This window comes from Corynebacterium cystitidis, assembly GCF_900187295.1.
Taxonomy (GTDB): domain Bacteria; phylum Actinomycetota; class Actinomycetes; order Mycobacteriales; family Mycobacteriaceae; genus Corynebacterium; species Corynebacterium cystitidis.
This window is the reverse complement of sequence record NZ_LT906473.1, coordinates 1961094-1983910: the sequence shown is the minus strand read 5'-3', so window position 1 is coordinate 1983910 and position 22817 is coordinate 1961094. Positions and strand designations below refer to the sequence as shown.

Below are 22817 nucleotides of genomic sequence, written 5' to 3'. Positions count from 1 at the left end.
CCAGTAAGATGTAGGCCATGCATATCCGCGATCTCCCTGAACGCAGCCAGGACTACGTCAAAACTATTTGGGACATCACCGAATACACCGGCGAACCAGCCACCCTCGGAGAAATCGCACGACGCTTAGAGCAGAAAACCCCCACCGCCTCCGAAGCCATCAAACGCCTCGGCACCCAAGGCATTGTCCACCACGAGCCCTATTCCGGCATTCGCCTCACCGACACCGGCACCCAGCTTGCTATCCAAATGGTGCGTCGCCACCGCCTCGTCGAAACATTCCTTGTCACGGTTCTCGGCTACTCCTGGGACGAAGTGCATGACGACGCTGATTTGCTCGAACATTCCGTCTCCGACACATTGTTGGAGCGGATCGACGCCCACTTAGGCCACCCCACGGTCGACCCACACGGCGACCCCATCCCGCGCGCTGATGGTTCACTTATCGACGATGACACCACCTCACTAGCACATGTGAAAGCAGGTACGTACCGCATCGCGCAGGTAGATGATGAGGACCCAGAACTGCTGCGCTACCTTGACTCCCATGGGTTGGTTCCCGGTGAAGTGATCGTCGTTAAGCACCCAGTCAGTGTTGGCTTGCTCACCGTCAACACCGAGGCCGGGGAGGAAGTCACCCTGGCGGAATCCTCGCTAGGCGCGATACGGGTCCGGCGATGAATGAAATCGACCAGATGAATCCGGTCTCGCCCAAACTTGTGTGGGTGAAATACCTGTCTAGCGCGATCTGGACGCTGATATTTCTTGTCGCTTTCATCGTCGTTTATGCCCGCTGGGGTGGGTACTGGTGGGTTGCTATCGCCATCACCGCCGTGATTGTCCTGTGGCAAGCGTGGATCATTCCTGCCCGTGTGAGGCTGCACCGCTGGCAAGAAACTAGCGATGAACTTTTGATCACTCGCGGCAAAATGTGGCATACCTTCACTGTGGTGCCGTATGGGCGCATCCAATTCGTCGACGTCAATGCAGGACCGATTATGCGCTCCTTCGGGTTGAAAAATGTGGTGCTCCACACCGCCTCGTCAACCTCCGATGCCACCGTGCAAGGGTTACCTGCCGACGCGGCTGATGAGCTACGTCGCCGCCTCACCACACGCGCCCGCGAGAAAATGAGCGGGCTGTGAGGACGGGGAACTATCGGCGCGTCCATCGGCTGACTCCTTTGCTGCGGTTTTGGACAGTGATCCTGGCTCTGCTTGCAGTTGCCGCAGCAAACCTCAACCAGGCGGTGGTGCGTCGCCTTTCCGAGGCTATCCGAGGCGAAGACGGCTCCTTCCTGCCACTGCTGATCGGTACTGGCGGTTTTGTAGGCGTGTGCGTGGCTGTTTTTCTGGTCTCCCAGATTTGGTGGGCCGCGACCGGGTTCCGCCTCGATGCCGAGGAAGTGCGCCTGAAGCGTGGCGTGATTTCCACCCAGCTGCGCACAGCACGTTATGACCGCATTCAGGCTGTCGACGTGGTAGAGCCACTCATCGCCCGCATTTTTCGTCTGGCGGCAGTGCGCATCGAAACAGCAGGCGGATCCTCCTCCGCTATTGAAATCGCCTACCTGCCCCGCGCGGAGGCCGAGACGCTGCGCCACGAACTGCTTGGCACTGCCCCCGTCGACACGTGCGATGCGGTTGCTCAGGCAGATTCGGATTACGTGATTGCGCCCATCCCGATCTGGCGGTCGCTGGTGGGCACAGCTCTTCGCTTATCGACGATGCTAGGTGTCGCCTGGGTGCTGTTTGCGCTGCTTGCGCCGATTTCTTTTGCCACTGCACTACCGCTCATTGTTGGGCTGGTGCCATCGGTGTGGGGAATGATTGATAAGTCGTGGCGTTTTAACGCGGTCCTTGATACGGATCAGGTACTCCACCTCGCATACGGCCTGGCCTCGAGGCGTAGACAAGCCGTGCCATTGGCAAGAATCCATGCCGTGGCGATCTCGCAGCCCGTGTTGTGGCGGCTGCTGGGGTGGTGGACTGTCTCTGTCTCCGTGGCTGGCTACGGGCGTGAGTCAAATAAGCAGTCCGGCACCACGCGTGTCCTGCCCGTCGGCTCGCGTGAGCAAGCAATGCATATTGCTTCGGTGGTGAGCGAATTGTCGCGGGTCGACCTAGAAGCGGTGGCTGCACCCGAAGAAGTTGTGCAACCAACGTATTGTTCGCCGCGTCGGGCTTTCTTGGTGTCTCCCTTGGACGCGCACCGCCAGGCCACCACCTTGTATCGCCAATTCGTTGTGGTCCAAAGTGGCTGGGTGTCGCGCCGGGTAGCTTTCATTAACTCCTCGCACATCCAGGAGCTGACGTTGCGCCGGGGGCCTATTCAAAACTTGGTGGGGCTGGCCACGGTGCGTTTTGATTTAGTTCCGGGTCCAGTAAAGATGGCTGGCCGCGACATGGATGCTGCGCAGGCGCGCGAGCTTGTTGACGTACTGCGCAACCGTGCGTTGCCCGAGCTCGAAGCACCTATGCTGAGCACGTAGCTGCTAAACAGTGGTTTAGAACGGTGGGGCATCGGCGTCCATCCCAGCAGGAATTTTCGGAGGTTTTCTGCGTGGGCCTGGTTTTCGTTTCGACTTCTGGATGATGTCGTTGAAAGTGACCAGCCAGTTAGCTTTCTTTGGGCTTAAGGGGCCGGTTGCTTCGTCGACTTCCCATGTGCCGTCTTTGTAAAGCCAGTAGACGTCACCGGAGTACCCATCGAGGAGGTAGCCGATGCTGCCATCTGTTTTCTTATTGTGATGGTGCCGGCACAAGCTGAGCAGGTTGTGCGGGCTGGTGGGTCCGCCAGCGGCGTGATCTACGCGGTGGTCTTTATCGGTGTACATTGCGGGACGAGTGCAGCCGGGGAAGCGACAGGTGCCGTCACGGCCTTCCACATACGCTTTGATCCGTGCAGTGGGGGTGTAGCTGTCGGTTTCTGCGTCGCGTGCGTCGGTGATATCACGAACGGTGGTGGCGAGGTCGGCTGCGCGGGTGGAGTCGGTCCGGTTCAGGTCGCCTACCCCGGGCATCCACACCGGAGCATGGGCGATATCGCCAGCCTGGTACAGGTTGAGTACTAGGCTGATCTCCGGCTTGTCGAGGATGAGGCGGGCGTGGGCTTCAGCGAAAGAGACATTGTTCTCGGTAGCGTACTTCCGGATCAGGGCCACTATTTTCGCGGTGGTGAGTGCGTCCCACGTGGCACTGGTGGTGAAAGTACCGTTAGCGTTTTCTTCTACCCAATGGCTGGGCGGGTCAAAGGCGCTGGTCTCTTCTGGATTGTCTGCGGCTTCCTGATTGTCTTCGGGATCGTCTTCCGGGGCAAGCTGGCGCAGCAGTTCGGTGACTTTTCCTTTCACGGTGCGCACGTTAGGCAGCGACTGGTTGGGCTTGGTGGGGTGGTATAGATCAACCAAGAGCTCGTCGACAAGCCCGCGTACGTGCTCATCGTCCCAGAATGTATCGCATGTGGTGGCCGTGATGATCTGGCGCAGGGTGTACATGTCCACGTGGCCTAACTCAACAACAATCTCACGAAATCCTGGCAGCCAGTCTAAGGTTTCCATGACCAAAAGATTGTCGTGGACCAATTTCTTACCAACGCCGATTTTTGCACGGAGGGAAGCTGTGAACTCCTCCCAATCATTCTCGGAAGCTGGTGTCGTGGACGTGAGGTAGATTTCCTCCCAGAGGTCAAACTCTGCCTGTCGGATAACGGTCTGCCTACGCGCCAGGGGGTCCTTTGAACTCACGCTGAAGTAAACATCAGGATTTTTCACAGTTGTAAACGTTTGCGTGGACAAAGCACACCCCCTCGTCGCCCATGAGTTGTTGTGAATTTCTGACCTGTTGTGAATCAGTCTAGCTATATCCTAGCTAAATTAGAAAGTATGTTCTAGTACTAGAATATAACAAATACATAACATCTCCTGTGAAAATGTACTTGTGCGGGAAATTAACCTGTAGAAAATATCTTCTAAATAAGGTTTGATACAGGCAGAAGAAGGTTTAAACACCGCCACCAAAACCAAGTTGGCGCCATGCCTCATACGTCGCCACCGCTGCCGAGTTAGACAGATTCATAGAACGCCGCCCCGGCAGCATCGGAATGCGCAGCTCCTGCGTGATACGCGGGTGGGCCAAGTGCTCGTCGGAAAGCCCTGTTGGCTCTGTGCCGAACAACAAAGCATCGCCGGGCCGGAACTCAACAGAGGTGTAAAAGTCAGACGCGCCCGTCGTAAAGGCGAAAATACGCGAGCTCGGAAGGGCAGCGAAACACGCATCAATGTCCGGGTGGACCACCACGTGGGCCAGATCATGATAATCAAGCCCGGAGCGGCGCAAATGCTTATCATCCAGCGAAAACCCGAGTGGTTCGACCAGGTGCAACGTGGCACCTGTCCCTGCACACATGCGGATTGCATTACCGGTATTGGGAGGAATGACAGGATTATCGAAGATGACATGCAGATCTGACACGGCTTCAGTCTAAGATAGGTGGCGTGACTGCAATGAAATTGGACGGCAAACTCTACCGCGACGAAATCTTCGCGGACCTCAAGGAACGCGTAGCGGCGCTGCGCGAGAAAGGCATCACGCCAGGCCTGGCCACGGTGCTGGTCGGCGATGATCCCGCCAGCCAGAACTACGTGCGCATGAAACACCAGGACTGCGAAAAACTGGGGATCAACTCTATACAGAAGCACCTTGCGGCAGACGCAACGCAGCAGGATGTGGAAGCGCTTATCGACGAACTCAACGCCGACAACTCCGTCACAGGCTATATCGTGCAGCTACCACTGCCGAAGCAGATCGACGAAAACGCCATTCTTGAGCGCATTGACCCCGACAAAGATGCCGACGGCCTCCATCCGGTGAACCTGGGCAAGCTGGTACTCAACGAGCCGGCACCGCTGCCATGCACCCCGAATGGTGCGATCCACCTGCTCAAGCGCTTCGGCGTGGAACTCGACGGGGCCAAGGTAGTTGTGATTGGCCGCGGCGTAACCGTGGGGCGCCCAATCGGTTTGCTGCTGACCCGTCGCAGTGAAAACTCCACCGTCACCCTGTGTCACACCGGCACCAAAGACCTGAAGACGGAAACGGTCAACGCAGACGTGATCATCGCCGCCGCCGGCGTGCCACTCATGCTCACCGCAGACATGGTCAAGCCAGGGGCAGCGGTGCTTGATGTGGGGGTCTCCCGCGTCGATGGTAAAACCACCGGCGACGTCCACCCCGACGTGTGGGACATAGCCGGTGCCGTATCGCCCAACCCTGGAGGCGTAGGCCCCCTAACACGCGCGTTTCTGGTGCGCAACGTGGTGGAACGGGCTGAACAGCATGCCAACGCTGGTTAACCCTCACGACCTCAAACAAAAACCATCGAAGCTACCCGCGTGGGTGCAATACGGCGGGATCGCACTGTTCGTTGTGGGCCTGGCCGTGGCCTCCGGCTTGGCGCTCACCGCACACTGGCGGCGCGCGTCATTCGTGCTGGGACTGACGATGATCTGGCTGGCCGTACTGCGCTTGACCTGCGACTCCCGCAAAATAGGCCTCGTTGCCGTGCGGTCGCGTAGGTTCGATACGCTGTTCACAACAGCGCTCGGGGCGGCAATGGTGTGGTTAGCGGTCTCCGTCGATTCGCTGGGCAGCTAAACCTTGGGCAGCTAAACTCGCGCCACTAAATGTTGAACAGCCCGCGCTTCTTGGCCAGCTCGTCCGGCGACGGCACTTGTTGCGTCAACGTCAAAAAATTGCGCAGAATCCGGTCCATCTGACGCGTTTCGACGAGGAAGGCATCATGCCCCACAGGTGAGACGATTTTCGCCATCGCCAGCAAATTACCAATGTTGCGCGAGAGATGTTCCTGCTGGTGGTACGGGTAGAGGATGTCTGTGTCCACCCCCACAATCATGGTTGGCACCATCGACGAGGCAAGCGCCCGATTTAACCCGCCTCGGTCGCGGCCAATATCGTGGCGGTTGAGCGCGTCTGTCAGCGTGACATAAGAGCCTGCGTCGAAACGCTCAACCAGTTTGTCACCTTGGTAGTCGAGGTAGCTCTGCACAGCAAAGCGCTGGTGTTCATCGCGGAACGGCCCAAGCGGATCCTCGCCTGCCTGTGGCATGGTGCCAAAGCGTTCGTCGAGTTCCTGCTCGCCGCGGTAGGTCAGGTGCGCTATACGACGAGCGGCCGCTAGCCCTGCGTTGGGGGAGGAACCTGTGGCATAGTAGTTGCCGCCATGCCAATCAGGGTCGCGCACAATCGCGGAAATCTGGGCGGTCTGGATGCCGATCTGCCACGCGCTCGACCGTGCCGACACAGCGATGACGCAGGCATAACTCACCGTTTCGGGGAATAACACGGTCCATTCCAGGGTGCGGGCGCCACCCATCGAGCCACCCAACACAGCGTGCACCTGGTGGATCCCCAACGCCTCGAGAAAAAAGTATTCTGCGTGGACCTGGTCGCGGATCGAAATAGCGGGAAAGCGCGAGCCCCACGCCAGGCCGTCCGGGTGAATGCTGGACGGGCCAGTAGAACCATTGCAGCCGCCGATCACGTTGGTGCAGATCACGCACCAATGATCAGTATCAAGTGCTTTGCCGGGCCCGATCAGGCCGTCCCACCATGTCGCGGCATCCGAGTCGCCGGTCAGGGCATGCTCGACCAGGAGCACATTGTTTTTGCCTTGGGGATCGCCACAGAATTCTCCCCAGCGCTGGTAAGCGATAGACACATCAGCGATGGTTGCACCGGCCTCGGTGGTGAAGTCCCCGATGCGCTGGTGGGCGAGGGTACCCTCGTCGGCAAGTGCAAACACGTCGCGTGATCCTTTCGCTTCTACTTAGATGGCAGCAAAACCGCGCTCGAGGTCGGCGATAATATCGTCGATATTCTCAATGCCTACAGACAAACGCACCGTGGCCTGGGAGATGCCCGCGCGCTGCAGCCCCGCCTCGTCGGATTGCGAGTGGGTGGTCGACGCTGGGTGCACCACCAGCGAGCGGACATCACCAATATTGGCCAGGTTCGAGTGCAGCGTGAGCGCATCGATGAATTTCCACGCGTTCGTGCGGTCATTCTGATCGCCAGTAATATTGAATGACAATACCGAGCCGGTGTACCGATAGCCCAAACGCTGCTTCGTCTCGAACCACGGCGAGGCCTCAAGACCCGCAAAATTCACCGACTCCACCTTGTCATGGCCCGCCAGGAACTCGGCGACCTGCTGCGCGTTTTCATTGTGCTTATCGACGCGCAACCCTAACGTATCCAGGCCTTGAAGAGTGAGCCACGCATTAAACGGGGAGATAGTGGCGCCTGTATCGCGGATCACGCCAGCGCGCGCCTTCAGCGAGAACGCAGGCGCACCGAGGTCAGCATACTTCAGGCCGTGGTAGGCAGGGTCAGGGTTGACGAAGTAGGGAAATACTGGCTCGCCATCGCGCTCCACGGTCCAGTCAAACTTGCCACCGTCGACGAGGATGCCACCCATCGCAGCACCGTTGCCGGTATAAAACTTGGTCAATGACGCAACGACAATGTCAGCGCCCAAGGTTAGAGGGCGTGCCAGCGCTGCGGTAGCGATGGTGTTGTCCACGATGAGGGGCACCTGGTTACGGTGTGCCACCTCCGCGACGGCAGGAATGTCGAGCACATCCGCGATCGGGTTGCCAAAAGTCTCGCCGAAAAACGCCTTCGTGTTGGGCTGGACGGCTGCCTGCCAGGACTCGGGATCGTCCGGATTGTCCACGAAGGTCACGTCGATGCCCATGCGCTTGAGAGTAACCTGGAATAGGGTTTCGGTGCCACCGTACAAGCGAGGGGAGGTAACAATGTGATCGCCAGCAGAGGCCAGGTTAATAATCGCCGCAGTTTCGGCGGCCTGTCCCGAAGAGAACGCCACAGCACCCACGCCACCTTCCAAAGTGGTCAGGCGGTTTTCAAGCGCCGTGGTAGTGGGATTATTCAGGCGGGTATAAATCGGGCCCGCATCCGACAGGTTAAAGCGGTTCTCCGCGTGCTGCGCATCATCAAACACGTAGGAGGTGGTCATGTAAATCGGCTGGTTGCGGGCACCATACTCCGCGTCCAGCTGCTGGCCCGCGTGAATAGCCTGAGTCTCAAATGCCCACTCAGACGCGTTGGAGTTGTCATACTTAGGCATCAAGGCCTCCTCATCGTTCGTGCGTGATTGCTGATAAAAGTCTAGAAAGCGAGAGCGGAACCGGAAACCTAAAAAACTATTCCCGCCGGTTAGCGTATGAATGTAATGAGACCAAGCTGTCTTGAATGCGGTCTAGAGAGGGTTTCGCCGATCTCGACTAATGTGTGAAACCATGGCTACAACTGAGCATCCCCGCCCCACTCACTCAATTGTTGCGGCGATGATACGAATAATCGTTATTTTCTTCGTTTTGAGCCTCTGGGCCCTCTTCATCGCCATCGGCTACGCCTACCGACGCGTCGACGGCACAGGGCTAATCGGCTGGATTCGCCTGCCCGAGGGGGTCGCACCGTTTGCAACCTTGAACCTGGACATGGCCGACGTCATCGCCTACGGCGCGCTATTCGTCGCCATCCTGCTGGCATCCACGGTCCAAATGTCATCCACAGTCAATGCGGCAGATGACATTGCTAATCGACGCCCAACCACCCCAGAAGAGGCCCGCAAACAACAAGAAGAACTCGGTGTGTACACAAACCAGGCAGAAATGGCCATGATCGTCAGCTTTGGCTCAGCGTTTGCTGTACTCGTACTCACAGCACTCTTTGGTACTCAGGAGCTAGCACTGGCCGCCACCGATGACTCCGCAGTAGACCAAAACGGTGTGGGCTGGGCAGGCTTCGGCGCCTCCCTACACGCCTTAGCTCACCCACGAGTGGTGTTCATGTACATCGTGAGTTTCCTGCTGTTTCTCAGCACCTATGCTTCTATGCCGTCGTGGAAGAACACGGGCATGTTTCGTCGTCAAGTGGAAGAAAACGCATGGGGCGCACGGGCCCAACTCCGGGTGATAGCCCGGGAGCACAACCTCGACAATGTGCGCCCCATCGCCAACCCGGCTGGCGCCACTGCAGCGACCCTGATGGGCTACGCCCTCTACGCCGTAGTGTTTGTGCTGGCGCTGAACCTAGCGCTAGTGGTTATCGCAGGCGGGCAGGGGTTTGACAACCTGCTGACGTGGGACCGCTGGCCCATGATGCTGATCCTGGCGGTGCTGGCCTTCATGATCTCCACTGCCGTCGGCACCGCCCTGCTGTACTACCACCACCTCAATTCACGCTCCAACGCCTTAGTGGTGGTCTCGCTAGTGCTGACCATCGCCGGCATCTTCTACATCGTGCTCGCGGAAGGAATTACCTGGGCGATCGCACTCGGCATCGTTGTGCTTGCTTACGCGGGCTGGTGGGCGTTCCTCTACTTCCGGGCGGTGGGCGTTCTTGATCAGAAAGACCCAGCCACCTGGGAATTTCTGATTAACCCGCCCAAGTTTATTGTGATGCGCCGCTACGAAGCCATCCGGGCCGCAGCTGATCGCGTCACAGACCTCGACGAGAGTTTCTTAGGCTTCGACAGTGACACCGTGAGCTAGGCGCTGGTAGCCAGGCACCTGCAAGTTCTTGTACACGTTGTCATAGAGGTTGCGGCCTTTGTGAGAAAGTACTTCGTCGTGGATCGGATAGGTGGTGTGCGCGCCAATGTGCTTAGCCCACTCGGCGGCGTACTCGGCTTTCACCCACGGGCAGGCGATGGGCATGAGCAAGGTTTCTACACCGTCGATGTGGATGAACTCGTCACCTGGGTGCAGGATCCCGTCAACGAAGTAGCCAATATTTTCCGGGCGGGGCAGATCCGGGTGGATCACCTCGTCGATCTCACCCACGCACTGGATTTCTTGACCTAATCTCCTGGCCTAGCACCGTGAGCGTGTCGTCGGACTTTACGACGATGCCAGCGCCAGAAAGATACGGGCGTTCACAGTACGGTTGAGACAAGAACTACTTCTTCGGCTGATCAATGGTTTTGTTGAAAGGTTCCGATGGGCGCATGACCTTGGTGGTTTTCTCGTCGTCAAGCAAATGGTAGTCGCCCAGGTCAGGAGTCAGGAGAAGTGGGACGTAGCTGATTGTCCGATCAAAGAATTCAAAATGGACCGGATAGCAGATAACCTTCAAGGGTGGGATCATGTGCCAGATTAACCACCACATAAGATTGGTGCATAAGCGTTAACATGCAGGTCAAATTGAGCTCCAAGGTAGTTTTGCTTACCTTTCCACCAACGATAGTTTCCGCGTCGATAAACTGTGCTCATGAAAAATTCCGAAAACGTTACTCGACGCATAATCTCAACTGTCATAGCCGTTGCCACGGTAGTGGTTGCGGGGGTAGGAACCATGCCCCAGGCTTCGGCAGATCCTCTTTCCACCTCTTCACTCGACACTTCCCAGGTTCAAGGGGCCGCCTTCAATGACCCGGACTGTAAGTCTGAGTTCAACCCTGTGATCTTCATCCACGGAACTTCCACCACAAATAAAGACTGGAAAAATGCCTCGAACTACCTCGCGGAACGCGGATACTGTACATGGGCTATCAACTATGGCGCTGAACCAGGACGCATCAGCTATGGGTGGGCGGATTTAGATCAATCCGCAGCGGAAATCGCGGCAGGGATCAACAATATCCTGGCACGTACAGGGGCAGAGAAAGTGAGCTTGATTGGGCATTCCCAAGGTGGGATGATGATCAAACGCTTCATTGAAGAACCGGGTGCCAATAACGATGCAAAAGTGGACCGTGTAGTTACCTTCGGAGCGAGTTTCGGCGGTACGGATGTCAATGGAATGCGTTGGCTACGGGGTCTTTTCAATTCGTGGCCGGAGTTTTGGAAATTGATGGCAGGTGCAGCCGCTTTCCAACAAGTAGTAGGAGATGCTGGAGAATCCTCCCAAATCGCCCGCGTAAAGTCTTTGCCTGACACTTCGCCAGGGATCATTTATACAGCAGTTTACTCTCCACGCGATACCACAGTTACAGATACAACATCTACCCACCCCGTTTATGGGAAAAACCTTCCAAGTACACTCCAGGGTGAGCCTGGCTGGGTGGTCAACGTCGACGCTGACCAAGAATGCGGGTACTCAGCTTTGCTAGCCCATGCCCAATTCCCCTACAGTGCGGAACCGATTCAGTTGATGGAATGGGGAATCACCCGTACACCAGAAATGACCACCCCGGTCTGTGGAACACAATCTTCAGATTCTTCGCCGACAGTATCATCCTCTCTTTAAGCAATGAAAGCCCGCCCAGCTGTGTCCGCCTTCCGGGGTACCGGATAACCATCGGGTTGACCAACACGGTGTGGGATGGACAGGGTTTTTCGTATCAATTCATGCCCTAGTTAACCCGAGGGTGGTGTTTATGTGCATTGTGAGTTTCCTGCACTTTCTCACCACCCACTCCTCGATGCCATCGTGGAAGAATACGCATGGGGAGCCCGGGCGCAACTCAAAATCATTGCCCGGGAGCATGACCTGGACAATGTGCGCCCCATCGCACACCCAGGTGGTGCCACCTTCGCAGCCGTGTTGGGCTACGCCCTCTACGCCGTAGTGTTTGTGCTGGCGCTGAACCTAGCGCTAGTGGTCATCGCAGGCGGGCAGGGGTTTGACAACCTGCTTACCGTGGAGCGCGGCTGATGCTGCCGATCCTGGCTGTCTTAGCCTTTATGACTACCACTGCCGTTGGAAACGCCCTGCTGTATTACCATCACCTCAACACGCGCTCGAATTTACTGGTGGTGGTCTCGCTAGTGCTGACCATCGCCGGCATCTTCTACATCGTGCTCGCGGAAGGAATTACCTGGGCGATCGCACTCGGCATCGTTGTGCTTGCTTACGCGGGCTGGTGGGCGTTCCTCTACTTCCGGGCGGTGGGCGTTCTTGATCAGAGAGACCCAGCCACCTGGGAATTTCTGATTAACCCGCCCAAGTTTATTGTGATGCGCCGCTACGAAGCCATCCGGGCCGCAGCTGATCGCGTCACAGACCTCGACGAGAGTTTCTTAGGCTTCGACAGTGACACCGTGAGCTAGGCGCTGGTAGCCAGGCACCTGCAAGTTCTTGTACACGTTGTCATAGAGGTTGCGGCCTTTGTGAGAAAGTACTTCGTCGTGGATCGGATAGGTGGTGTGCGCGCCAATGTGCTTAGCCCACTCGGCGGCGTACTCGGCTTTCACCCACGGGCAGGCGATGGGCATAAGCAAGGTTTCTACACCGTCGATATGGATGAACTCGTCTCCTGGGTGCAGGATCCCGTCAACGAAGTAGCCAATATTTTCCGGGCGGGGCAGATCCGGGTGGATCACCTCGTGGATCTTACCCACGCACCGAATCTCCTGGCCTAAGACGTTAATGGTATCGCCAGACTGAACAATGGTGCCCGTGCCCAGTTCATCAATGACGGCTTGAGGTCCCCACACCGGCAGGCCAGAATTCTTGATCTGGTCAACATCGCAGTGGTCAGGGTGAAGGTGGGTGATCAGGATGGCCTGTGCCTCGTCGAGACGCGGATTGTCCGTAAGGTTGCCGGGGTCGATCACAATGCGACCCTCCGGCACCTCAAGAGCAACGGTGGAATGTCCAAGAAGAGTCAATTTCATACGCACCAGCGTAGTGGTTTAATCGGGCGTTTTAAGCTAGTGCGCGAGAAGTATTACTTCTTTAGCTCATCGATGATCGTGTTGAAGGTCTCCGATGGGCGCATGACCTTGGTGGTTTTCTCGTCGTTAGGCAAGTAGTAGCCACCCAAGTCAGCAGGGGAGCCCTGCACCTCAAGCAGTTCCTTGTCGATAGCCTCAGCGTTAGCCTCGAGCTCCTCGGCGATTGGCTTGAAAGCCTCAGCCAGCTCCGCATCCTCGGTCTGGTTAGCCAGCTCGGTAGCCCAGAACTTCGCCAAGTAGAAGTGGGAACCGCGGTTGTCAATCTCGCCGACCTTGCGTGACGGGCTCTTGCCCTCGTTCAGCAAGGTCTCGGTCGCAGCATCAAGGGTGTCAGCCAAAACGCCAGCCTTCTTGTTGCCATTCTCATTCAGCTCGTGGCGGAAAGACTCAGCCAAAGCCAGGAACTCACCCAAGGAATCCCAGCGCAGGTGGTTTTCTTCCTGCACCTGCTGCACGTGCTTCGGAGCAGACCCGCCAGCGCCAGTCTCAAACAGACCACCGCCAGCCATCAAAGGCACAACAGACAGCATCTTCGCGGACGTGCCCAGCTCCAGGATTGGGAACAGGTCCGTGTTGTAGTCACGCAGCACGTTACCGGTCACCGAGATAGTGTCCTCCCCGCTTCGCATCCGGTCCACGGTGACCTTGGTTGCCTCAACAGGGCTCATGATGGAGATATCCAAGCCCTCTGTGTCGTGGTCTGCCAAGTACTTCTCCACCAGCTTGATCAGGTTAGCGTCGTGGCCACGCTCTGGATCCAGCCAGAAGATGGCCTTCATGCCGGACAGGCGAGCGCGGTTGACAGCGAGCTTGACCCAGTCCTGGATTGGGGCATCCTTGGTTTGGCAGGCGCGCCAGATGTCGCCCTTTTCAACGTCGTGCTCGATCAACACGTCGCCTGCGGAGTTCACCACCTGAACCGTGCCCGCTTCGGGCACCTTGAAAGTCTTGTCGTGGGAGCCGTACTCTTCAGCCTTCTGCGCCATCAGGCCAACATTCGGCACAGTCCCCATGGTGGTTGGGTCAAACGCGCCATTTTCCTTGCAGTCATCAATCACGGTCTGATACACACCAGCGTAGGAAGAATCTGGGATGACAGCCAGGGTATCCTGCTCAGCATCGTCAGCGTTCCACATATGCCCGGAGGTACGGATCATGGCAGGCATAGATGCGTCGATGATCACGTCAGATGGCACGTGTAGGTTAGTAATGCCCTTGTGGGAGTTCACCATCGCTAGGTCAGGGCCGTTCTTCAAGGCCTCGTCGAAAGCAGCCTTAATCTCAGCGCCATTGTCCAGGTCCTCCAAGCCGGTGTAGATGGCACCCAGGCCATTTTCACCGTCCAGGCCAGCCTCGATGAGCTGGTCGCCGTACTTATCGTAAACATCCTTGAAGAATGCGCGCACAACGTGGCCGAAGATGATCGGGTCAGACACCTTCATCATCGTGGCCTTCAGGTGAGCGGAGAAGAGAATGCCCTCGTCCTTCGCGCGCTTGACCTGCTCCAGCAGGAACTTATCCAAAGCCTTCGCAGACATGTAGGTTCCGTCAATGACCTCACCCTCGAGCACCTTCAGGTCATCTTTCAACACGGTGTCGTTGAGCTTGATTGTCAGGGTGTCATCCTTGTCCATGATGACGGACTTCTCATTGTGGCGAAAGTCCTCCGCATCCATGGTGGCAACGTTGGTCTTGGAATCAGCAGACCATGCGCCCATGGAGTGTGGGTTTTTCTTCACGAAGTTCTTCACAGCCTGTGGTGCACGACGGTCAGAGTTACCCTCGCGCAACACAGGGTTCACCGCGGAACCAGTGACTACTGCATACTCTTCCTTCGCATCCTCGTAATTCGGGACGTCGTATCCTGCGTCCTGCAACTCCTTGATCGCAGCCTTGAGCTGAACCAGAGATGCCGAGATATTCGGAAGTTTGATGATGTTCGCCTCTGGAGTCTTGGCCAGTTTGCCCAGGTTCGCCAGTGCGTCGTCAAGCTTCTGTTCGTCGGTCAAGCGGTCCGGGAACTGTGCGATGATGCGCCCCGCCAAAGAAATATCGCTGGTCTCCACATCAATACCAGCGTTCGAAGCGAACGCCTCAACAATTGGCTTGAACGAATACGTTGCAAGCAACGGTGCCTCGTCGGTGCGGGTCCAGATGATCTTAGACAATGTCACTCCTGTAGTTTTCTATGAGTTTTCTTCGACCAACCAGACTACCTTCTTCCAGCCTGCCCTGTGAGCGAATCACCCCCGGCATACCAAAGAGCACGGGAGCCGAACCGTAGGATTCCACTTCGAGTACAAGCGAGTACAAGACAGACATGTTGTAGGGGGGACTGGCTGGTGATGCGTGTGCGATCCCATGTCGTGTGTACAGGATAGGATAAGCAGCCATGAGTATGACCATCGCTAGTGTGAACGTTAACGGCATCCGCGCCGCCACCAAAGTGCGTAACGAGTCCAACCCAGGAATGCTGGCTTGGTTAGAAGAGACCCCGGCAGACGTGGTGCTCATGCAGGAAGTACGAGCTACCGAAGAACAAGCCGAAAAAGCACTCGCGCCCGCTATCGAAAAAGGCTGGCACCTGATAGCAGCACCAGCTGAAGCGAAAGGCCGAGCAGGAGTCGGCATCTTAAGCCGCCGGCCCCTCGAGGACGTAGAGATTGGCTTCGGCAACTTCTTGTCCGCCGGACGCTTCGTAGCCGGCACCGTTGACGGTGTGCGGGTGGCCAGCCTCTACCTCCCATCCGGCTCTGAAGGCACCGAAAAACAAGACGAAAAATACCGCTTCCTCGACGACTTTGAACCCATGCTTGGCCAGTGGGCCACGCAGCACCAGAGCATGGTGATCGGCGGTGATTGGAACATCTGCCACCGCGAACAAGACTTGAAGAACTTCAAAACCAACCAAAAGAAATCCGGCGTCCTACCCGATGAGCGCGCATTCATGGACTCCGTCTTCGGTTGCTTCCCCGATGAGCAAGCGCAAGACAAGCCCACAGCGGGGGAGTACTTCGGGGCAGTGGAGTACCAATCAACTATTCGTCGTGAAGCAAACCCTGCTCCACAGTGGTTCGATGTTGCACGACGCCTCCACCCCGATGACGCCCCATACACCTGGTGGACTTACCGCGGGCAGGCATTCAACAACAATGCAGGCTGGCGCATCGACTACCAAGCGGCAACGCAAGCAATGCTGGACCGTGCCGAAAAAACGTGGGTGGAAAAGGCCCCTACGGTTGAGCAGCGCTGGAGCGACCACGCGCCACTTTTGGTTACATACAAGTAAGCAACCAGCTAGAACACCGGGTAGAACACCAGGTAGAACACCAGGTAGGACATTAGGTAGGAGACTATGTGGGAATTTGACGCGCAGAATCTACTCACCATCTTGTTCGTGATTGGCATCACTGCCGAAGCGATGACGGCTGCCGTGTCAGCGGGACGGATAAAGATGGACTTATTCGGCGTGATCACCCTCGGTGCACTCACCGCGCTGGGTGGTGGCACCATCCGCGACATCTTGCTCAACGACTACCCGCTGACCTGGGTTGAACAACCGATCTACCTGGTTATCGTGATTCTGGCTGCCGTGATCACGGTGAAGATCGACTGGTTGATGTACCAGCTTCGTAAGTTCTTTCTTGTTGCGGACGCGATCGGGCTTGCTGCGTTTGTTGTGTTAGGCACGCAGGTCGCACTGAACCTCGGACACGGTTTCATCATCGCCGCTGTCGCCGCTGTGACCACGGGTGTATCAGGCGGGATCATGCGCGACATCCTTTCTGATCGCGTGCCGCTGGTGTTCCGCAAAGAGCTCTACGCCTCCGTCGCCGTGATGGGTACCGCCGTGTACATGCTGCTGCTGTGGATTGGTGTCCCTGAGTGGATCACAGCCCTGGCAACCGTGGTGTTTGTCCTGGCTGCGCGCCTGCTCTCTTTGAGATACAACTGGGCGCTACCCATCTTCGAATTCGACGAGGAGAGAGTCGCCGCATTAGACCCCAAGCATCAGCTGTCCACCTTCCTCTACTCCCGAGCGCGGCGGATGCCGGGCGCACGCCGCGTCTACCGGCAAGTCCGCAAAATCCAAGAGCAGCGGCCGACGCGGCGGAACCGAGGCAAGGACACGCGTGACGACGAAGCCAACTAAGCTAGGGCACTATGAGTACGAAGCAACGCGTCCTTTCCGGTATCCAACCCACCGCTGATTCCTACCACCTAGGCAACTACCTGGGGGCGCTGAAGCAGTGGATCGAGCTGCAAAATGACTATGACGCGTTCTACTTCATCCCTGACCTGCACGCCATCACTGTGGACCAGGACCCTGAAGAATTACGACACCGTACCGTTGCCGGTGCCGCGCAGCTGATCGCGCTGGGCATTGACCCGGCTAAGTCCACCCTGTTTGTTCAGTCGCACGTGCCACAGCACGCGGAACTAACCTGGGTGCTGCAATGTATGACCGGCTTCGGCGAGGCGTCGCGGATGACCCAGTTCAAGGACAAGAGCCAGAAGCAAGGGCAGGAGCGCACTTCGGTCGGCCTGTTTACCTATCCAGTTCTAATGGCCGCAGATATTTTGCTGTACAAGCCACAGTTGGTGCCCGTCGGCGAGGACCAGCGCCAGCACCTCGAACTGACCCGCACGCTGGCAGAGCGTTTCAACTCCCGCTACGGAAAAACCTTCGTGGTGCCAGAGGCGTTCATCCCAGAAGGCTCCGCGAAGATTCAGGACTTGCAGGAACCAACCGCGAAAATGAGCAAGTCTGGCGCTAACCCAAAGGGCATCATCAATCTGCTTGATGAACCTAAGACCTCAGCAAAGCGCATCAAGTCTGCGGTAACCGATAACGATGGCATCATCGCGTATGACCGTGACAACAAGCCAGGTGTGTCCAACCTGCTGGCCATCCAGGCTGCCCTGACAGGCAAGACTATTGATGACCTTGTCGCGGGCTACGAAGGTGTCGGCTACGGTGCGCTGAAGACGGATACCGCCGACGCGCTCGAGGCATTCACCACGCCACTGAAAGCGCGTTACGACGAGCTGATGGACGACCGGGCCCAGCTCGAAGACATTCTGGCCGCTGGCGCGAAGCGAGCTCGCGAGATTTCTGAGCCACTATTAGAAGACGTCTATGACAAGACTGGATTTCTGCGCCCCAAGCGCTAAACGCACCGGGGCTTCTGGTCCGACGTCACGCTGAAGGTCTTAGAGCCCACCCTCGCGACGGCCTGTGCGGCGACTGTTCTTCCCCGAAAGCACGATCGTGAAAATCAGACCAACAATGAAGATCACGGCGACAATCCAGATGAACCACGACCATGGAAGGCCATTGGAGTACCACTCCGGGTAGTTCGGGTACTTCGTGGACGCTTCCTGTGCGAGGAAGGCGACAGAATCAGCAAAAGACATGGTACGTGCAACCTTTCATATGTAGTCAAGGCAAAAAATATAATTATTACACGAGTCTAGTTGGAATTAGCCTAATCACCTTTCGTATAGCCCCTTCATGCACACTGTGAGCGAGGTGTCTACGATCGTGTGGGTAACGATATTTTTATAAGTTGAGGGAGACCATGGCCACCCGCACCAGCCCGAATCAGAGAAAGACCGACGATCACGGAATTGAACGCGTGCACAAAGACGACGAGGGGATCGTCGACAAGGTGCGCGATGAGGCCCCCGTTGTCGACCACCTCATGCGAATGCAGGACCGGTTCGGGGCTGAAGGTGGAAACCAATACTCGGCCGGTATCACCTACTTCTCCGTGATGTCTGTATTCCCGCTGGCCATGCTCTGTTTTGGTACCTTGGCGCTGTTTTTAGCGGGCAACCCCGACATTCTCGACAGAATTCAGAATCAAATCACCGACTCGCTCGACGGCGAACTCGGCAGCTTGGTCAACGGCATCATTGACCAAGCAATTGCGTCGCGCGGCGCGGTTTTAAGTATTGGTGCACTCACCGCCCTGTGGTCCGGCCTGGGTTGGATGAATCACCTACGCGCTGGCGTTGGCGCGATGTGGAACCTCGAGGCAAATGAGGGTGGCAACTTCTTCGTGAAGAAACTGCGTGACCTCGTCGCTCTGATCGGGCTTATCATCTCTCTCGGTTTTGCCTTCATTGTTACGGCAGTTGGTTCCTCGAGCTACACGACGACCCTTCTCGACCGTTTCTGGCCGGGCGACAATATTCCGGGGTTACGCTGGATCATCTTCGGTGTCGCCATCGTTTTGGGTATCCTCGCCAACTTCCTCGTGATGCTGTGGATCCAAAAGGTGCTACCCCGCACCTTCGTGCCGTGGAAGTCTGCTCTCAAGGGTGCTTTTCTCGGTGCAGTCATCTTCGAACTGATTAAGCAGTTTTCTACTGTGATCATCTCTTCTGCCACCTCCAACCCAGCCGGTGCAGCATTCGGCCCGATCATCGCACTGATGATTGTGCTCTACCTGATCTGGCGCGTGGTGCTGTACGTCGCAGCGTGGACTGCAACTACCGAAGAAGCCATGGAGCATGCGCCCGTGCACGCACCAGATTCCGCAGTGATCCGTGTGCGTTCTGATCTTCGCACGGGGCGTGGGCAGTCCGCCAGCAACAGCAGCCGTTCCTTCGGCATTGGTGCCATTGTCGGTGCCCTGATCGCAGGCCTTATCGCCGTTTTCGGCCGGAAGTAACAGCGACAAAAGCTAATACCACGGTGCCTGGAATCACCAAAGCTGGTGTCAGTGCGGTACTCAGCGCTGCGCTTGCGATGGGCGAAGTAGCTTTTATCAGCGTCAAGTTAAGTCTCGGTCTAGTGGCACCAAAATCGCGGTTTGGCGCTTATATCTTAGGGTAGCCTCGCATAAAAGAGGCTTTGAACTGCATGTTAGTTAGCACTGCCTTGGTTGTGGCGCTATCAACAAATGGGTAGATCTTGAGATATGACCGAAACAACAATCCCCTCCCAATCCAACACTGGCCTGAACGAAAAGCTCAACAAACTTCGCGCCGGAGTGATGGGGGCCAATGATGGCATCGTCTCAACAGCAGCGGTGGTCGTCGGTGTCGCCGGTGCAACGTCCGACGTCCGGGCTATTGCCACCGCAGGTATCGCCGCAGTCATCGGTGGTGCGGTTTCGATGGCTCTTGGTGAATATGTTTCTGTCTCTTCCCAGCGAGACACGGAGGAGGCGATCATCGTCCAAGAGCAGCAGCTGCACCACGAGGACCCGAAAGGCGAATTCGAAGTATTGGTGCAGGAATATGTGGCAAAAGGGATCTCTGAGGACACGGCCCGCCAAGTAGCAACTGAGGTGACCGCCCACGACGCACTCGAGGCACACCTCGATATACATTACGGAATAGACACCAGCGATATTGTCAGCCCATGGTCGGCTGCCATCGCATCATTTGTCGCATTCTTCTTGGGTGCACTGCTGCCACTAGCCGCGATCCTCTTTCCGCCAGAGAACTGGCGGGTGCCCGTGGCTTTCGTCGTCACGCTCTTAGCTCTCGCGACTACCGGCGTGATCTCAGCGAAATTGGGTGGAGCACGGCCAGGCCGAGCCGCGTTGCGCCTGGTTATCGGTGGTGCGCTGGCACTCGGATTTACCTTCCTGGTCGGCCTGCTGTTTGGCGAGACCGTGGTGTAACGTGCTGGTTTAGAACTTAGAGAAGCGCTTAATCAGCATGTCTTCCAGCTGGGTCCAATTCTCCGCTTTGTCATTGAACGGGGCGGACGGCACGTATCCAGCGGCCTCGGTTGAACCCAACATGTAGGCCAAGTAGTCCTGCATCCGGGGGTTGGCCAGCAGGAACGAGTTCAGGGAATCGTCGCCAGCCCAGTCCGCGGCATCAGCCATCACTTCATAAGCCTTGCCCATCTGGGTGGTATCCACAGAATCGATACCCTTGAGAATATCTGCCGCAATACCGTTGAATGAGTAAGCATTGTCCTTGTGCACCGTCAGTACCAGATCGCCGGCGTGCGCCGAACTCACCAAATCCTCCCAGGTGGACACACGAGCCAGATCATGATCATCGTTGTCCAGCATCCAGCGCAGCAGTTGCTTGTTGGTAGGGAAGGTGTACATTTCGGCGTACTTGCCGAGGAACACTGGTGCCCCATCAAGGTAGGTGCGCAGTGTGTACACGCTCTTGCCCTGGATGGTGATCTTCACCGGATCGATACCGGCAGCAGCCCACGCCGAGGTGTCGTACGGGTCGGTGGCAGCACGTTCGGCTTCAGCCTGCTGTTTGGCTTCCTCACGAGCTTTTTCGCGTGCCGACGATGCCTCCGTGATGCGCGTGGCAGCAGCGGAGACCGCCGCTGCATCCAGCTCGTCAGTGTTGACAATGCGAACCTGGGAGTCGATGCTTGCGAGCACCTTTTCCCAGTTAGTTAGCACGACGCGACCCACCGCCGACCATTCACCGAGGCCCTGCTCGCCGGTGTAGTGTTCCGAGCCACGGTTCACGTTGCCCAAGACCGAATGCGAGGCGAAGAAAATCACCGCATCCTCAGCACCAGACACCTGGGCCAAAGAGTTGGTGAGCTGGAAGATTCGGGCGATCTTCGACACGTGCTCGTGGCTTGGGCGGCCGGCCAGAAACTTGGGGGCACCAATGATGTCATATTCCTGCTTCTCATCGGGCACCACCCGGTCATCACCGATGGCGGTGAATTCAGCCCACTTAGGGTGGGACGACAACTCATGTGATTGAGTCATCTCGAGGTGCGTCAGCAGCTCCTCAGGCGAGTTAAATAGCAAGACCTTCTCGGTATCGCCGTAAAAGGCCTGCCATTCAGAACCATGTTCCTTCCAGGTCGGTGCCCACAGGGTGTAAAAGTCCCCTTCGGTCAGTGAAATCTTGACGGGGAGAATTGCGCGCGTGCTCATAGTCAACGACTTTACCGAATGCTACGCAGCCGGTCGCCAGAAGCCCTTGAAAGGCATCCCGATATTCTCCGTACGCAAGGGACTCACCTGCACTGGGTCGCCAGCTTCAATCATCTGGCCGTCGCCCGCATACATGGCCACGTGGCCATCCCACACCACAAGATCTCCTTCTTGGAGCTGATCGGCAGACACCTGTTGGCCCACAGTCTGATTCTCTGCGGTGCGGGGAATCTCCAGACCGGCCTGGGCATATGACCACGACGTGAGCCCCGAGCAGTCGAAACCACCAGGCTGGCTGCCACCCCACACGTAGGGAGTGCCCAGCTGACTTTTGGCGGCGGCAACGGCAGCTTTGCCCACCGCATTGTCGCCGGACTCGACGGGTGCCTGGTGTGTCTCTGCAGCAGACGCTAACTCGGCAGGAGCAGTAGAGGAGGCAGGCGGTGAATCTAGGGCCGGAGAATATGAGTTAATGTGCTGCTCAACTGGGATGGCAGCGCGCTGCTCCAACACCTCGGCTAGCGGGTCGAGTTCTCGCTCCCACCGTTGAACCCGTCCATAGGCTCGCCCGACACACTCCACGCCATACATTGCTAATTGCAGGGCAACTACCGGTGAGCTCAGCGCCGGCGCTTTAAGCATGGCCTCGCGGATGAACTCTTGAGCAAGGTTCCACAGATCCATGGCACACGCGCCGGTTAGCAGCAAGGCCTGGGCGGTGGTGGTTTCGATGGTGAAACCTTCGTCGGCAAGCTCACCTAAACGCCGGTAAAACCCGGACGGGTCGCCATCGGTCAGTTCGGCCACGGTGCCGACGGCCTTAAATGGAGGAACCTGGCTAATTGGTGGCGGCGCAGTGAAATGCTGCGGCATGTGTGACAGGATCGTTCGAACAGGACTAACCAGGTCAATCATGGCAAAGTCCTTTCAAAACTGGCTGCGGTGTCCGCATCAACTGCCACAGCGTCTTCGATCATCACTTCTGTGGATTCGGCAATCGACTCGGCCTCAGTGAAAAGTGCATCGGACGCGGCGTCGTAACGCGATATAGCGGCGCTTAAGGCGCGGCAAAAGCGGATGTCGGGCAGCACGAGTTCACCAACCGTGGTCAGTTGTGCGGCGTCGTGGCGCACGGCGGCGATCAGCGGGTGTAAAACGGCGGGATCTACTTCGAATGTGTGGTCTCCAATTTGTGTCATACCCAAT

26 protein-coding genes are annotated in these 22817 nt (G+C 57.2%); 14 read left to right on the top strand and 12 right to left on the bottom strand.

Going from position 1 to position 22817, the window contains the following annotated elements:
• Positions 1–17 precede the first annotated feature (17 nt).
• From CKV99_RS09325 to CKV99_RS09315, 3 genes are read left to right on the top strand one after another with little or no spacing between them, the layout of a single operon-like run.
• A complete protein-coding gene (locus tag CKV99_RS09325; protein ID WP_092256172.1) occupies positions 18–680 on the top strand; it encodes a metal-dependent transcriptional regulator in 663 nt (220 codons plus the stop codon).
• Positions 681–694: 14 nt separating this feature from the next.
• Positions 695–1144 (top strand): PH domain-containing protein, encoded by a 450-nt coding sequence (locus CKV99_RS09320; protein ID WP_092256770.1) that lies wholly within the window; start codon positions 695–697, stop codon positions 1142–1144.
• Positions 1141–2490, top strand: a complete 1350-nt coding sequence (locus CKV99_RS09315) for a PH domain-containing protein (protein WP_092256170.1) — start codon at positions 1141–1143, stop codon at positions 2488–2490. The genes CKV99_RS09320 and CKV99_RS09315 overlap by 4 nt, the downstream gene beginning before the upstream one ends.
• Before the next feature lie 15 nt (positions 2491–2505).
• Here the strand turns inward: CKV99_RS09315 and CKV99_RS09310 are convergent, their stop codons facing one another.
• Together CKV99_RS09310 and CKV99_RS09305 are read right to left on the bottom strand one after the other, a co-directional pair.
• Positions 2506–3744: an HNH endonuclease signature motif containing protein gene (locus tag CKV99_RS09310; RefSeq protein WP_143063396.1), complete on the bottom strand. Its 1239-nt coding sequence runs from the start codon at positions 3742–3744 to the stop codon at positions 2506–2508.
• 256 nt (positions 3745–4000) lie between these two features.
• Positions 4001–4471, bottom strand: a complete 471-nt coding sequence (locus tag CKV99_RS09305) for a tRNA (cytidine(34)-2'-O)-methyltransferase (protein WP_092256166.1) — start codon at positions 4469–4471, stop codon at positions 4001–4003.
• Positions 4472–4494: 23 nt separating this feature from the next.
• On the opposite strand from CKV99_RS09305, the gene CKV99_RS09300 reads away from it, so the two are divergent.
• On the top strand, positions 4495–5352 hold the full coding sequence (locus CKV99_RS09300; protein ID WP_092256164.1) for a bifunctional methylenetetrahydrofolate dehydrogenase/methenyltetrahydrofolate cyclohydrolase: 858 nt from the start codon (positions 4495–4497) through the stop codon (positions 5350–5352).
• The gene (locus CKV99_RS09295) at positions 5336–5653 is read left to right on the top strand and encodes a DUF3017 domain-containing protein (RefSeq protein ID WP_092256161.1); all 318 of its coding nucleotides are present in this window, start codon (positions 5336–5338) and stop codon (positions 5651–5653) included. Before CKV99_RS09300 ends, CKV99_RS09295 begins: the two co-directional genes overlap by 17 nt.
• 25 nt (positions 5654–5678) lie before the next feature.
• Here CKV99_RS09295 and metX read toward each other — a convergent pair whose 3' ends face one another.
• Positions 5679–6821 carry a homoserine O-acetyltransferase MetX gene (gene metX / locus CKV99_RS09290; protein ID WP_092256159.1) on the bottom strand — a complete coding sequence of 381 codons (1143 nt, stop codon included), beginning with the start codon at positions 6819–6821 and terminating at the stop codon, positions 5679–5681.
• Positions 6822–6845: 24 nt separating this feature from the next.
• Complete coding sequence (locus CKV99_RS09285; RefSeq protein ID WP_092256156.1) at positions 6846–8168, bottom strand: O-acetylhomoserine/O-acetylserine sulfhydrylase; 1323 nt, start codon at positions 8166–8168, stop codon at positions 6846–6848.
• A 172-nt stretch (positions 8169–8340) separates the two neighbouring features.
• Between CKV99_RS09285 and CKV99_RS09280 the strand changes: the two genes are divergently transcribed.
• Positions 8341–9597: a hypothetical protein gene (locus tag CKV99_RS09280; RefSeq protein ID WP_157728421.1), complete on the top strand. Its 1257-nt coding sequence runs from the start codon at positions 8341–8343 to the stop codon at positions 9595–9597.
• On the opposite strand, the gene CKV99_RS09275 is transcribed toward CKV99_RS09280, so the two are convergent.
• Both CKV99_RS09275 and CKV99_RS09270 read right to left on the bottom strand, forming a co-directional pair.
• Complete coding sequence (locus tag CKV99_RS09275; protein WP_231910003.1) at positions 9568–9888, bottom strand: hypothetical protein; 321 nt, start codon at positions 9886–9888, stop codon at positions 9568–9570. The two genes, CKV99_RS09280 and CKV99_RS09275, sit on opposite strands and share 30 nt — an antisense overlap.
• Before the next feature lie 115 nt (positions 9889–10003).
• Entirely contained in the window at positions 10004–10192 is a 189-nt protein-coding gene (locus tag CKV99_RS09270) for a hypothetical protein (RefSeq protein ID WP_092261184.1), read from the bottom strand.
• Positions 10193–10315: 123 nt separating this feature from the next.
• Between CKV99_RS09270 and CKV99_RS09265 the strand changes: the two genes are divergently transcribed.
• From CKV99_RS09265 to CKV99_RS09255, 3 genes are all read left to right on the top strand, one after another.
• The gene (locus CKV99_RS09265) at positions 10316–11293 is read left to right on the top strand and encodes an esterase/lipase family protein (RefSeq protein WP_092261185.1); all 978 of its coding nucleotides are present in this window, start codon (positions 10316–10318) and stop codon (positions 11291–11293) included.
• A 132-nt stretch (positions 11294–11425) separates the two neighbouring features.
• Positions 11426–11701: a hypothetical protein gene (locus CKV99_RS09260; protein WP_092261187.1), complete on the top strand. Its 276-nt coding sequence runs from the start codon at positions 11426–11428 to the stop codon at positions 11699–11701.
• Between the two features lie 29 nt (positions 11702–11730).
• Positions 11731–12096 carry a hypothetical protein gene (locus CKV99_RS09255; RefSeq protein ID WP_157728419.1) on the top strand — a complete coding sequence of 122 codons (366 nt, stop codon included), beginning with the start codon at positions 11731–11733 and terminating at the stop codon, positions 12094–12096.
• On the opposite strand, the gene CKV99_RS09250 is transcribed toward CKV99_RS09255, so the two are convergent.
• Together CKV99_RS09250 and CKV99_RS09245 are read right to left on the bottom strand one after the other, a co-directional pair.
• Positions 12067–12663, bottom strand: a complete 597-nt coding sequence (locus CKV99_RS09250) for an MBL fold metallo-hydrolase (RefSeq protein ID WP_092256150.1) — start codon at positions 12661–12663, stop codon at positions 12067–12069. The two genes, CKV99_RS09255 and CKV99_RS09250, sit on opposite strands and share 30 nt — an antisense overlap.
• A 53-nt stretch (positions 12664–12716) precedes the next feature.
• Positions 12717–14891, bottom strand: a complete 2175-nt coding sequence (locus CKV99_RS09245) for an NADP-dependent isocitrate dehydrogenase (RefSeq protein ID WP_092256767.1) — start codon at positions 14889–14891, stop codon at positions 12717–12719.
• 224 nt (positions 14892–15115) lie between these two features.
• On the opposite strand from CKV99_RS09245, the gene CKV99_RS09240 reads away from it, so the two are divergent.
• The 3 genes from CKV99_RS09240 to trpS all read left to right on the top strand — a co-directional run bounded on the left by CKV99_RS09240 (position 15116) and on the right by trpS (position 17898).
• Positions 15116–16012 (top strand): exodeoxyribonuclease III, encoded by an 897-nt coding sequence (locus CKV99_RS09240; RefSeq protein ID WP_092256147.1) that lies wholly within the window; start codon positions 15116–15118, stop codon positions 16010–16012.
• 66 nt (positions 16013–16078) lie between these two features.
• Positions 16079–16876, top strand: a complete 798-nt coding sequence (locus tag CKV99_RS09235) for a trimeric intracellular cation channel family protein (RefSeq protein ID WP_092256144.1) — start codon at positions 16079–16081, stop codon at positions 16874–16876.
• An 11-nt stretch (positions 16877–16887) separates the two neighbouring features.
• A complete protein-coding gene (trpS, locus tag CKV99_RS09230; protein WP_092256139.1) occupies positions 16888–17898 on the top strand; it encodes a tryptophan--tRNA ligase in 1011 nt (336 codons plus the stop codon).
• Positions 17899–17937: 39 nt separating this feature from the next.
• Here the strand turns inward: trpS and CKV99_RS09225 are convergent, their stop codons facing one another.
• A complete protein-coding gene (locus tag CKV99_RS09225; protein ID WP_092256136.1) occupies positions 17938–18141 on the bottom strand; it encodes a hypothetical protein in 204 nt (67 codons plus the stop codon).
• A gap of 164 nt (positions 18142–18305) precedes the next feature.
• On the opposite strand from CKV99_RS09225, the gene CKV99_RS09220 reads away from it, so the two are divergent.
• Together CKV99_RS09220 and CKV99_RS09215 are read left to right on the top strand one after the other, a co-directional pair.
• Positions 18306–19403 carry a YhjD/YihY/BrkB family envelope integrity protein gene (locus tag CKV99_RS09220; protein ID WP_092256133.1) on the top strand — a complete coding sequence of 366 codons (1098 nt, stop codon included), beginning with the start codon at positions 18306–18308 and terminating at the stop codon, positions 19401–19403.
• Positions 19404–19652: 249 nt separating this feature from the next.
• Positions 19653–20363 (top strand): VIT1/CCC1 transporter family protein, encoded by a 711-nt coding sequence (locus tag CKV99_RS09215; RefSeq protein WP_169872629.1) that lies wholly within the window; start codon positions 19653–19655, stop codon positions 20361–20363.
• A 9-nt stretch (positions 20364–20372) separates the two neighbouring features.
• On the opposite strand, the gene CKV99_RS09210 is transcribed toward CKV99_RS09215, so the two are convergent.
• Genes CKV99_RS09210 through CKV99_RS09200 form a run of 3 tightly spaced genes read right to left on the bottom strand, consistent with a single transcriptional unit; the run spans position 20373 to position 22810 of the window.
• Positions 20373–21611, bottom strand: a complete 1239-nt coding sequence (locus CKV99_RS09210) for a hypothetical protein (protein WP_092256130.1) — start codon at positions 21609–21611, stop codon at positions 20373–20375.
• Positions 21612–21632: 21 nt separating this feature from the next.
• Positions 21633–22526, bottom strand: a complete 894-nt coding sequence (locus tag CKV99_RS09205; protein WP_177178082.1) for a C40 family peptidase — start codon at positions 22524–22526, stop codon at positions 21633–21635.
• A complete protein-coding gene (locus tag CKV99_RS09200; RefSeq protein ID WP_092256127.1) occupies positions 22523–22810 on the bottom strand; it encodes a hypothetical protein in 288 nt (95 codons plus the stop codon). The genes CKV99_RS09205 and CKV99_RS09200 overlap by 4 nt, the downstream gene beginning before the upstream one ends.
• Between the last annotated feature and the right edge of the window lie 7 nt (positions 22811–22817).

Excerpts from the sequence above, each read along its gene's own strand:
- CKV99_RS09265 (WP_092261185.1), top strand. The coding sequence starts at position 10,316 with ATGAAAAATTCCGAAAACGTTACTCGACGCATAATCTCAACTGTCATA.
- CKV99_RS09240 (WP_092256147.1), top strand. The coding sequence starts at position 15,116 with ATGAGTATGACCATCGCTAGTGTGAACGTTAACGGCATCCGCGCCGCC.
- CKV99_RS09220 (WP_092256133.1), top strand. The coding sequence starts at position 18,306 with ATGGCCACCCGCACCAGCCCGAATCAGAGAAAGACCGACGATCACGGA.
- CKV99_RS09255 (WP_157728419.1), top strand. The coding sequence starts at position 11,731 with ATGACTACCACTGCCGTTGGAAACGCCCTGCTGTATTACCATCACCTC.
- CKV99_RS09320 (WP_092256770.1), top strand. The coding sequence starts at position 695 with ATGAATCCGGTCTCGCCCAAACTTGTGTGGGTGAAATACCTGTCTAGC.
- CKV99_RS09235 (WP_092256144.1), top strand. The coding sequence starts at position 16,079 with ATGTGGGAATTTGACGCGCAGAATCTACTCACCATCTTGTTCGTGATT.
- CKV99_RS09210 (WP_092256130.1), bottom strand. The coding sequence starts at position 21,611 with ATGAGCACGCGCGCAATTCTCCCCGTCAAGATTTCACTGACCGAAGGG.
- CKV99_RS09250 (WP_092256150.1), bottom strand. The coding sequence starts at position 12,663 with ATGAAATTGACTCTTCTTGGACATTCCACCGTTGCTCTTGAGGTGCCG.
- trpS (WP_092256139.1), top strand. The coding sequence starts at position 16,888 with ATGAGTACGAAGCAACGCGTCCTTTCCGGTATCCAACCCACCGCTGAT.
- CKV99_RS09295 (WP_092256161.1), top strand. The coding sequence starts at position 5,336 with ATGCCAACGCTGGTTAACCCTCACGACCTCAAACAAAAACCATCGAAG.
- CKV99_RS09285 (WP_092256156.1), bottom strand. The coding sequence starts at position 8,168 with ATGCCTAAGTATGACAACTCCAACGCGTCTGAGTGGGCATTTGAGACT.
- CKV99_RS09205 (WP_177178082.1), bottom strand. The coding sequence starts at position 22,526 with ATGATTGACCTGGTTAGTCCTGTTCGAACGATCCTGTCACACATGCCG.
- CKV99_RS09215 (WP_169872629.1), top strand. The coding sequence starts at position 19,653 with ATGACCGAAACAACAATCCCCTCCCAATCCAACACTGGCCTGAACGAA.
- CKV99_RS09325 (WP_092256172.1), top strand. The coding sequence starts at position 18 with ATGCATATCCGCGATCTCCCTGAACGCAGCCAGGACTACGTCAAAACT.
- CKV99_RS09225 (WP_092256136.1), bottom strand. The coding sequence starts at position 18,141 with ATGTCTTTTGCTGATTCTGTCGCCTTCCTCGCACAGGAAGCGTCCACG.
- CKV99_RS09280 (WP_157728421.1), top strand. The coding sequence starts at position 8,341 with ATGGCTACAACTGAGCATCCCCGCCCCACTCACTCAATTGTTGCGGCG.
- CKV99_RS09270 (WP_092261184.1), bottom strand. The coding sequence starts at position 10,192 with ATGATCCCACCCTTGAAGGTTATCTGCTATCCGGTCCATTTTGAATTC.
- CKV99_RS09200 (WP_092256127.1), bottom strand. The coding sequence starts at position 22,810 with ATGACACAAATTGGAGACCACACATTCGAAGTAGATCCCGCCGTTTTA.